The 10,557-nt window shown below is 58.6% G+C and carries 10 protein-coding genes; all 10 read left to right on the forward strand.

From position 1 onward, the window contains the following. The first annotated feature begins 18 nt into the window (after nucleotides 1-18). The 10 genes from GJT30_16625 (at nucleotide 19) to waaF (ending at nucleotide 10,549) form a co-directional block, all read left to right on the forward strand. Nucleotides 19-1,110, forward strand: coding sequence for an aminotransferase class I/II-fold pyridoxal phosphate-dependent enzyme (locus tag GJT30_16625; GenBank protein ID MSM41243.1), 1,092 nt, complete (start codon nucleotides 19-21; stop codon nucleotides 1,108-1,110). Nucleotides 1,111-1,223: 113 nt separating this feature from the next. Next, nucleotides 1,224-2,354 carry a lipid-A-disaccharide synthase gene (gene lpxB, locus GJT30_16630; GenBank protein MSM41244.1) on the forward strand — a complete coding sequence of 377 codons (1,131 nt, stop codon included), beginning with the start codon at nucleotides 1,224-1,226 and terminating at the stop codon, nucleotides 2,352-2,354. Continuing rightward, complete coding sequence (msbA, locus tag GJT30_16635) at nucleotides 2,351-4,072, forward strand: lipid A export permease/ATP-binding protein MsbA (protein MSM41245.1); 1,722 nt, start codon at nucleotides 2,351-2,353, stop codon at nucleotides 4,070-4,072. The genes lpxB and msbA overlap by 4 nt, the downstream gene beginning before the upstream one ends. After that, the gene (locus GJT30_16640; GenBank protein ID MSM41246.1) at nucleotides 4,069-4,740 is read left to right on the forward strand and encodes a DUF374 domain-containing protein; all 672 of its coding nucleotides are present in this window, start codon (nucleotides 4,069-4,071) and stop codon (nucleotides 4,738-4,740) included. The genes msbA and GJT30_16640 overlap by 4 nt, the downstream gene beginning before the upstream one ends. A gap of 135 nt (nucleotides 4,741-4,875) precedes the next feature. After that, nucleotides 4,876-6,171 carry a 3-deoxy-D-manno-octulosonic acid transferase gene (locus tag GJT30_16645; protein ID MSM41247.1) on the forward strand — a complete coding sequence of 432 codons (1,296 nt, stop codon included), beginning with the start codon at nucleotides 4,876-4,878 and terminating at the stop codon, nucleotides 6,169-6,171. Beyond that, nucleotides 6,168-7,259 (forward strand): tetraacyldisaccharide 4'-kinase, encoded by a 1,092-nt coding sequence (gene lpxK, locus GJT30_16650; GenBank protein ID MSM41248.1) that lies wholly within the window; start codon nucleotides 6,168-6,170, stop codon nucleotides 7,257-7,259. The genes GJT30_16645 and lpxK overlap by 4 nt, the downstream gene beginning before the upstream one ends. A 3-nt stretch (nucleotides 7,260-7,262) precedes the next feature. Next, nucleotides 7,263-8,168 (forward strand): glycosyltransferase, encoded by a 906-nt coding sequence (locus GJT30_16655; protein ID MSM41249.1) that lies wholly within the window; start codon nucleotides 7,263-7,265, stop codon nucleotides 8,166-8,168. Beyond that, complete coding sequence (locus GJT30_16660; GenBank protein ID MSM41250.1) at nucleotides 8,153-9,187, forward strand: hypothetical protein; 1,035 nt, start codon at nucleotides 8,153-8,155, stop codon at nucleotides 9,185-9,187. The genes GJT30_16655 and GJT30_16660 overlap by 16 nt, the downstream gene beginning before the upstream one ends. Nucleotides 9,188-9,302: 115 nt before the next feature. Then, entirely contained in the window at nucleotides 9,303-9,470 is a 168-nt protein-coding gene (locus GJT30_16665) for a Trm112 family protein (GenBank protein ID MSM41251.1), read from the forward strand. A gap of 95 nt (nucleotides 9,471-9,565) precedes the next feature. Further along, complete coding sequence (gene waaF, locus GJT30_16670) at nucleotides 9,566-10,549, forward strand: lipopolysaccharide heptosyltransferase II (protein ID MSM41252.1); 984 nt, start codon at nucleotides 9,566-9,568, stop codon at nucleotides 10,547-10,549. Nucleotides 10,550-10,557: the final 8 nt, after the last annotated feature.

The following is a 10,557-nucleotide window of genomic DNA, read 5'->3' on the forward strand; positions in this document are numbered from 1 at the left end:
ATTACACGAGGTGTTACTATGATTCCAATGGTTGACCTGAAGGTTCAGTACCACGCGCTCAAAGACGAGATCGATGGCGGCATCCTGACCGCCCTGGAGAATACCCAGTTCATCCTGGGTCCCAATGTGACGGCGCTGGAGCAGGAAACCGCCGCCTATCTCGGCGTCAAGCACGCCATTGCCTGCGCCTCGGGGACCGATGCCCTCCACCTCGCCCTGGCCGCAGCAGGGGTCGGACCGGGCGACGAGGTCATAACCACCCCGTTCACCTTCATTGCTACGGCTGAGGCGATCCGTTACGTGGGGGCGACCCCGGTCTTCGTTGACATCGATCCCCAAAGCTTCAACATCGATCCGCGCCGTATCGAGGCAGCAATCACGCCCCGGACCAAAGCGGTGCTGCCGGTTCACCTGTTCGGGCAACCCGCCGATCTGCGCGCCATTGCCGAGATCTGCACCCGTAGCGGGCTTCTGCTGCTGGAAGACTGCGCCCAGTCCTTCGGCGCATCCATCGATGGCGTCATGACCGGCGCCTGGGGACTGTTCGGCTGTTTCAGCTTCTTCCCCAGCAAGAACCTCGGCTGTTACGGCGACGGTGGCCTGATCACCACCAATGACGATGCCATGGCCGAGCAGGTGAAGATGCTGCGCAACCACGGCAGCAAGGTCCGTTACCACCACGACGTGATCGGCTACAACAGCCGCCTCGACGAGCTGCAGGCCGTCATCCTGCGGGTCAAACTCAAGCATATGGATGCCTTTACCGCGGGGCGGCGCCGGGTAGCCCATCTCTACAGCTCGCTGCTTGCGGGCTCGGTCCTCGCCCCCCCCTGCGAAGACGGCATCGGTCTCCATGTCTACCACCAGTACACGACCCTGACCGGCTGTCGCGATGCCGTCATGGAGGCGCTTTCCAAGGCGCAGATCGCCTCGGCCATCTACTATCCGATCCCCCTGCACCAGCAGAACGTCTTTAGCGCCGAGTGCGCCGGTCTGCGGCTTCCGGTGACGGAAGATGTGGCATCGCGTTGCCTCTCGCTGCCGGTCTTCCCTGAAATGACCGACGACCAGGTCCGCCAGGTGGTGGAGGTAGTCAAATCGGTCTGCTAGCGACAGGCCGGCATTCTATCATGGGAGACGCCCCGGCGGGGCGTCTCTCTGTTTAAGACCGGAATTTTTCAACAACCTGTCAAGGATGTTATGTGGGATCTGCACAACGGATCATGATAGTTGCCGGTGAAGCATCCGGTGATATGTACGGTGCCCGCCTGGTGAGCGAAGCCCTCCGGCTCAGGCCCGACCTGACCTTCTTCGGCATCGGCGGCCAGCGGATGCGCGAGGCAGGGGTTCAGATCCTGGTAGATGCCGCTGAGATGGCCGTGGTGGGGCTGGTGGAGGTCATTGCCCACTTCGGCATCATCAAGCATGCCTTTACGACCCTGCGCGATATCATCCGCACCGACCCGCCCGAACTCCTGATCCTGATCGACTATCCCGACTTCAACATGCTGCTGGCGCGGCAGGCACGGAAACGGGGGGTGAAGGTCCTCTATTACATCAGCCCCCAGGTCTGGGCCTGGCGAGCGGGCAGGGTGCACAAGATTGCCCGGCTGGTGGACCATATGGCCGTGGTCTTTCCGTTCGAGGTCCCCTTTTACGAGCGTGCCGGTGCTCCGGTCACCTTTGTCGGCCATCCGCTGGTCGACATGGTCCGACCCACCATGACGCGCACTGAGGCGCTGGAGAGTTTCGGTCTCGACCATGCCCGCAAAACCGTCGGGCTCTTCCCCGGCAGCCGCCGGGGTGAGATGCGGCGGCTGCTGCCGGTTATCCTGGAGACTGCCGCAAGGCTGCACCGGCAATTCCCCGAGGTGCAGTTCATCCTCCCCCTGGCATCGAGCCTTACCAGGGAAGAACTCGCCCCGTACCTTGCTGCCTGCAGTCTTGATATCACCGTTGTGGAGGGGAAGGTTCACGACGTGATCCAGGTCTGCGATGCCATCGTTACCGTCTCCGGCACCGTCACCCTTGAAATCGCGCTCATCGGCGTGCCGATGGTGATCATCTACAAAGTCTCCCCCTTTACCTACCATGTGGGGAAGCGGCTGATACGGGTCGACCATATCGGCATCTGCAATATCGTCGCCGGTGACCGGGTCGTGCCGGAGATGATCCAGGACGATGCCGAACCGGGGAGGATCGCTGCCGAGATCGGCCGCATGCTGACCGATGCCACCTATGCCGCATCGATACGAGAAAAACTCGGCGCAATCCCCGCACTGCTGGGGCGGAGCGGGGCCTCGGAGCGGATTGCCCGTCTTGCCCTCGATATGATAAGGACACCCGCATCATGAAGAGTTACCTGCGTCTCATCAGATATATAAAGCAATATTGGGTGCGGATTGTCGTGGCAGCGGTGGCATCCACCGGTGTCGGCGCCATGGACGGCGCGTTCGCCTACCTGGTGGAGCCGCTGCTCAAGCGGATCTTTGCCGAAAAGGACCTGCTGGTCTTCTCGCTCCTTCCCCTCGGCATCATCCTGTTGTTCCTGTTCCGGGGGCTCTGCCGCTACCTGAACGATTACTACATCCGCACTGCCGGCCAGATGGCGGTCCAGCACGTGCGGAACGACGTCTATAGCCGCTCCATGCACCTCTCGCTCGGGTTTTTCCATCGCCAGACCACCGGCGGTCTCATGGCCCGTGTCCTGAGCGATGTGGGGACCATGCAGGAAGGCGTGGCAACGGTGGTCACCGGCCTGTTCCGTGACTGCATCTCGGCAGTGTCGCTCCTGGGGGTGGTATTCTACCGCAACTGGCAACTGGCGCTGATTTCTCTTGTTGTTGTGCCGCTGACCATCTATCCGGCGCAGAAAATTGGCCGTCGAATCAAGAATCTTTCCCGCCAGGGGCAGGAAAAGTTGGGTGACATTGCCGGTATTCTTCAGGAAACCTATGCGGGCATCAAGGTGATCAAGGCATTCGGCCTGGAAGAGCGGGAAGTGGCGAAGTTCTCCGCCAACAATACCCAGTTTTACGGTGTGATGCGACGATCCATCAAATACGAGGCGCTTTCCACGCCGATGATGGAATTCATCACCTCCTTCGGGGTTGCTGCCGTGGTCTGGGCCGGTGGCGCCAGCGTCATGGGGGGGAAGATGACCGCCCCCGAGTTCTTCTCATTCGTGACAGCCATGGTCCTTATGTACAATCCGATCAAGAAGCTCTCCGGGACCTACAATTCCATCCAGCGCTCTCTCGGTGCTGCCGAACGGGTCTTCGAGATCATCGATGCTCAGCCGGAGATCGTTGACTCGCCCCATGCGAAGCCGCTCGACAGGGTGCGGGGGGACGTGGAGTTTCGCGATGTCACCTTCAGTTACCAGGATGAGAATGTGCTGCAGGGGATAACCCTTTCTGCGAAAAAGGGTGATGTCATCGCCCTGGTGGGGCCGTCCGGGGCGGGCAAGACCACCCTGGTCTCGCTGATATCTCGATTCTACGACGTAACCGGCGGTGCCGTGCTCATTGACGGCCATGATGTCCGCAACGTGCGCCTGACCGACCTCCTGCGCCAGGTTGCCCTGGTCGACCAGGAAACCACGCTGTTCAATGACACCATCGCCAACAACATCCGCTATGGCAAGCCGGATGCCAGCGATGCCGAGGTGGAAGCGGCAGCCAGGGCGGCCTTTGCCCACGACTTCATCGTGGATCTTTTGCCCGAAGGGTATGCTACCAACATCGGCGATCGCGGGGTGCGGCTTTCGGGCGGTCAGCGGCAGCGACTCTGCATAGCCAGGGCGATCCTCAAGGATGCGCCGATCCTGATTCTCGACGAGGCGACCAGCGCCCTGGACACCGAGAGCGAGCAGATGGTGCAGCAGGCCCTGGAAAACCTCATGGCCAATCGGACCACCTTTGTCATCGCCCATCGCCTCTCCACCATCTACCGGGCCGACCGGATCGTGGTGCTGGAAAACGGTGTCACCCGCGAGAGCGGTACCCATGGTGAACTGTTGGCGGCAAACGGTCTCTATCGCAAGCTGTACGACATGCAATTCAAGGAATGAAAGCACTACGCCGCGCATTTGTCCGCAAGCTGTCGGGCCGGCCTCTGGCCGTGATCATCTACCTGCTGATCCATCTGCTTCGTCTGACCCTGCGGATCGAAACGGTGGGGGGGGAGATCTTCAGGGATTTTGTCAGCCGTGCCGAAGGGGTCATCGGCATCTTCTGGCATGGCCGGCTGCTGATGGTCCCGTTTGCCTATCCCGGCAAGAGGCTGCATGTCCTGATCGGGATGCATCGTGATGGACAACTGATCGCGGACGTCATGAAATGTTTCCGGTTCGGTCTGGTACGGGGGTCATCATCCAGGGGGGGAGTTGCGGCGCTGCGGGAGTGTGTACGCCTGCTGAATGCCGGCAATGATCTGGCCATTACCCCGGACGGGCCCCGAGGCCCAGCCGAGGTAGCAAAGCTCGGTGTTGCCCAGGCGGCCATGGTCAGTGGCAGGGCGATCATACCGGTAGCGTTTTCCGCGTCCCGGAGCTGGCTCATCGAGAGCTGGGACCGTCTCTTGATTCCCAAGCCATTTTCACGGGGCGTCTATGTTATCGGCCAGCCTCTCCGTTACCAGAAGGGTGAGGAGTTGGAGGCGTTTCGCCAACGGATCGAGTCGGCCCTCCGGGAGACGACGAACCGGGCGGACCAACTGGCCCTGAATCGTGCAGCGTGAAACGTGAACCTGCCTGCATCCGGAGCACCAACGCGGATGAGATACCAGCTCCTCAGGCAGCTAGTCTCTTCCGGTTCGGGATGAGAGCGGCGCGTACTTCTTGTCTCATGTCACACGGCCTTTGCGAGCTCATACATGTACCTGCTCTATAATATCCTGCTCCTGTGTGCCCTGCCGTTCATCATCGGCTATCACCTGTACCGTTCTGTGAGCAGGGGGCGTCCGGCAGCTTTGCTGGAGCGGTTCGGGTTTGTCGATCAGGCACCGGTTTTGACCCCTGGAGGACCTCCCCCGATCTGGGTCCATGCCGTATCGGTGGGTGAGACCATAGCTGTCCGTCCTCTGCTCAAGGCGCTGAAGGAGAGGTTCCCGGAGCGCCTTCTGGTGCTTTCAAACATGACCGAGACCGGCCGCGTGGTTGCCCAGGAGATCCCTTGGGTCGACCATTGCATCCGCTTTCCCTTCGATTACCCCTGGGCGGTGCGCCGCCTGCTGCGCCAGATCGACCCCGGCCTGGTGGTCATCGTGGAGACCGAGCTCTGGCCGAACTTCCTGCGCGAGGCGCGCAACAGGTCCATCCCGACCCTGATAGCCAATGGTCGGATCTCTGATCGTTCGTTCGGGCGCTATCTAAAGGCCCGGCGGCTTTTCCGGCCGGTGCTGGACACGGTCGGTGCCTTCTGCATGCAGAGCAGCGAGGATGCCCGGCGGATCATCGCCATTGGCGCCGACGAGGCAAGGGTACAGGTGGCCCGCAACCTCAAGTTCGACATCCCTGTAGGGAACGTCTCCGCGGCGGAGCGTCTCGCCTGCAGACTACAGTATCGTCTGCCGGAAGCGGCAACTGTCATCGTTGCCGGCAGTACCCATCCCGGCGAAGAGGGGCAGGTCGTTGCCGCTTTTTCCCGGCTGGTCGGTGCGGGAAAAGAGGCTGTGCTGGTCCTGGTACCGCGGCATCCAGAGCGGGCAGCGGAGGTGGCCGATCTGCTGCAGCAGGCAGGACTGGCATATGTCCGTCGATCCTCCCTGGCCGGGCGTGAGGCGGAACTCGCCGCGGGCGAGGTGCTGCTGGTGGACACCATCGGCGAACTGATGCGCCTCTATGGTCTGGCGGACGTGGCCTTTGTAGGAGGGAGCCTGGTGCCGGTGGGGGGGCACAATGTGCTGGAACCGGCTTCGCTGGGGGTACCGGTCATTATCGGCCCGCATATGACCAACTTCCGCGAGATTTCAGCGCTGGTTCTTGCCGCTGATGCCGCGCTCCAGGTTGCCGACGGCGAGCAGCTGGCAATGGCACTGACGACCCTGCTGGACGATGCCGCCCGCAGGGCCGGCATGGGAGAGAATGGCCGGCGGCTGGTCCTGGAACAAGGGGGGGCAACCGCCCGGCACCTGGCAGCGATCGAACAATGTCTCAGGGGTGAAGCGTGAAAGGCGAAGCGTACTTCAGGGAGCTGGTCGCCGGTTCGCGGCGGGGTCTGGTCGACCGGCTCGTCTTTGCCCTCCTTGTGCTCTGTTCCTTCCCCTATGGATTGGTCATGAAGATCAGGGCGTTCGGGTACCGGACCGGAATCATCCCTTCCCGCCGGTTGCCCAGGCCGGTGATTTCAGTGGGGAACATCACTGTCGGGGGGACCGGCAAGACCCCGACGGTCCTGCTCATCGCCCGGCTCCTGCTGGAGAGGGGGAAGCGGGTGGTGGTCCTGACCAGGGGGTATGGAGGATCGCTGGAGGGGGAAACCAGGATCGTCGCGGATGGCACCGGCCTGCTCCTTTCTCCTGCCGAGGCGGGTGACGAGCCCTGCCTGCTGGCTTCTGCCCAGCCCGGATTGATGGTGGTAATGGGACCGGATCGCTACCTGGCCGGATGTCTGGCCATGAAACAGCTTGCCCCGGATATCTTCCTCCTCGATGACGGATTCCAGCATCAGCGGCTCGGACGGGATCTGGACATCCTGCTCCTGGACGGCACAAATCCCTTTGCCACGGGGCATACCCTGCCCGCCGGCATGTTGCGTGAACCGCCATCTGCTGCACGGCGGGCAGACCTGGTCATCTTTACCCGCTCTGCAGGCGCGCTGCCACCTGTTCACGAGCTGTTGCCATCCCTGCCGTACTGCACCTCGACGCACCGCCTGACCGGATATGCCCCGCTGGGGGGAGGGGAGCCGCACCCTCTGGCAGATCTGGTCGGGCGCCGGGTCATTGCCTTTGCCGGCATTGCCAATCCAACGGCATTCTTTAACGGCCTCGAGGAGCAGGGGATCAGCCTGGTGGCAACGGTGGCGTTTCCCGATCATACCCCCTACGGGAAGGACGAACTGGAGGCGCTGGGCCGGCTCAAACAGACAAAGAAGGCCAACTGCCTCATAACAACTGCAAAGGATGCCGTGAAGCTCCAGACGTATCGCGGCATCCTGGGCGATTGTTGCGTTGCCTTGCTGGAACTCTATCTGGATGACTCGCTGCCACTTGAACATGCCCTTGAAAATACAGTGCATGCCAAGCATCCGGTTTAGTTGATGGAATTATTGACTGTATTTATACTTTGTCACAACAGGCCTGATTTTGCGCGGCAGGCAATTCGGTCGGCCATTCACCAGACCTGCCAGGCCTTCAGGCTGGTAATATCAGACAATTCAAGCAACGACGATGTCGAGCAGATGGTCAGGTCTGATTTTCCTGGGGTGCACTATATTCGCCGGTCTCCAATGCTGCAGCCGCTGGAACATTTTAACTGCTGTATCGAGGAGGCCCTAAGCGAGTATTTCTGCCTGTTTCATGATGATGATATGATGGAATCGGGTTTCGTCGAAGAAATGCAACGATGCATGGCTACCTATCCGATGGCTATTGCTTGTGGTTGCAATTCCAGGATTGAGACGTTCGGTGTGCTGGAATCGCGCACCTCATTTTGTTCTTTCAGAAATCAGGAAGTGATCACCAGACCGAGAGACTTGGCCCGGCGATATTTTTCACGCGCCCAATCGGGAATCGCTCCATTTCCCGGCTATATCTATAATCGTCGGCTGGTCGGCGATCTCCGGCTCCCTGTTCGTGGGGGCAAGTATGCCGACGTGACATGGCTTCTGAACCTTGTACGACAAGGCCCTATCGTTTGGATCAATAAGCCGCTCATGACCTACCGGATTCATGAAAATAGCGATGGGAAAGTAGAATCGATGCGGGATCGTCTCCGTTTTCTCGGATACATCAAACAGTACAAAGCAGAACTTGGTGAAGGATTGTTGAGTGATTACCGCTCGTTTATATACAAGAAGATTCTCAAGTCCCATGTCGACTCTCATACGAAAAGGCATCGCTTGTTCAGTGCTTTTATGAAAAACTATCGTTTGCGGCACTATTGCAGGTTTGATTACTACAAGGCTCAGGCAATCCGCTTGGTGGTTAAATGGAGTGCGAAATGAAGCTCTACGGGAATATCATTGCCGAAGGTCATGGCAATAACTCGATGTTTTCGTTGGAGGACAGAACGCACCGCTATAATCCAACCTATACCTTCAGGCTTCTTCGACAGGCTTTTCTCGACAACGGGATAGAAATCAACACTCCCGATGTCAATCAGGGAAGAAAGATCGCTTTTGATCTGCATGTGGAAGGGCGGCCGTTTGTCGCAGACGGCATTCCAAAGTATCTCATTGCACTGGAAAACCCAAATATCAACAGACTGAATGAAGATCGAGAGTACTGCAGGAGATTCACCAAGGTTTTTGCCTGGGATGCCAGGTTGCTCGATTTGCCGAATGTTCGGAAAATACTGGTTCCAAATCAGCTCACATTTGAGCCGACGCCCTCGTTTGCAGAGCGAGATATCTTCAGTTGCATCATCAACGCAAATAAAGCCTTTCGCGAGGCCTTGGCTTCGGATCTGTATCTTGAACGTATAAATACCATACGCTGGTACGAGGGAAACGCGCCTGAAAAGTTTGAGTTGTATGGTATGGGGTGGGCCAAACCTTCGCCTGCCTTTGGTTTCTGGCCAAAGGCCAAACGGCGCATTGCTCGACTGAGAAGCCAGCTCTTTGGCCATAAACCGTTCCCCAGCTATCGGGGAGAGGTGCATGACAAAAGGGAAGTGCTGAAACGGAGCAGGTTTTCCTATTGTTATGAAAACACCCGCGATTTATCCAACTACATTACCGAAAAGATCTTCGATAGCCTTCTGGCCGGCTGCGTACCCATCTACTGGGGAGCAGACAACGTGACGGACTATATTCCAGCAGGCTGTTTCATAGATCGTCGCAGATTTGCGGATACGGCAGCAGTGCATGAATTTCTCGTTTCGATATCATGTGAGGAGTATGCTCGGTATCAGTCGGATATCGCAGAGTTTCTTAGGGGTGATAATTCCAGGATGTTCAGTTCGGAATACTTTGTCTCCACAATCGTCGAGCAGGTGACTCGGGACGTGCTGGAGAAAAAATAGGGTATTGGCACCCTGGGCTCATTTATTAGCAGGTTGTTCAATATCAATCAGATCGTTGCCCCCGCAGAAGCCCCGCGGAGGTATGCGTCTGAATTTGATGGGAGAGGACTAATCTATGCCATTGTCACCAGAATTACTATCCATCCTCGTCTGCCCTCAGTGCAAAGGCAAGCTTGACCTGGAGGCGAACGAAGCGGCTTTCACCTGTCCTGCGTGCCGGCTCCGCTATCCCGTTCGAGAAGGGATTCCCGTGATGCTCGTGGACGAGGCAGAGAAGATTTGACCATTGTGACATGCGGTGTGAAAGCTAACTGTATCGACCGGAACGGAATTCAGCGGATTCTGGTCCGCGCCACGAATTGGATTGGGGATGCGGTGATGACAACCCCTGCCATTGGCTTGGTGCGGGCAGCGTTCCCCGATGCCCGCATTACCATCCTGGCCAACCCAATGGTTGCCGAGCTCTTTTCCCCCCATCCATGGGTGGATGAGGTTATAGTGTACGACCGTGCGGAGAGGCACAAGGGGGTTTCCGGACGTTTCCGGCTGGCTTCAGAACTAAAACAGCGGCAGTTCGATCTTGCTGTTCTGTTGCAAGATGCCTTTGATGCCGCACTGATCACCTGGCTTGCCGGAATCCCCCGTCGTCTGGGAAACCGTAGCGATGGCCGCGGTTTTCTCCTGACCCATGGTTTTCCCATGTCCCTTCAACCGCAGGGTGAGCACCAGACAGTCAATTATCTGGCCATGCTCCGGCATTTTGGCATATCGGGCAATGATCAAGGCCAACTTCTGGCAACCACATCTGATGAAGACCTGGGCATGGCAAAACGGTTGGAGAATCGGGGTATTGCTCCCTCAGACTTCGTTGTCGGCATCAACCCCGGTGCTACCTATGGTTCGGCAAAGCGCTGGTATCCCGAACGGTTCGCCGCTGTTGCCGCTGAGCTTGCAGTTGCCTGGGATGCCCGGGTCGTGATTACTGGTGGTCCTGGCGAGATCGCGATTGCCGCTGACATCGAACGGGAGCTTTCCGGAAGCTGTGTGAACCTGGCAGGGACTATGACGGTGCGTGAATTGATGGCGTTGATCAAACGTTGCGATTTTTTTATTACCAATGATTCCGGGCCGATGCACATTGCTGCTGCCTTTGGCGTACCGTTGGTGGCCATTTTTGGCCCTACCGACCATGCTTCCACCTATCCTCTGGCCGAACATGCCATAGTGGTCCGCGAAACGGTTGCATGTGCACCGTGTATGAAACGGGAGTGTCCCACCGACCATCGTTGCATGACATCGGTAACGCCTGAGGTCGTGGTCGCCGCAGCGTTGGAACTCCAGAGACGGGTGTCTCTGGGATGAAGGTCTGT

Origin of the sequence: Geobacter sp. (assembly GCA_009684525.1) — a bacterium.
Lineage (GTDB): Bacteria > Desulfobacterota > Desulfuromonadia > Geobacterales > DSM-12255 > Geoanaerobacter.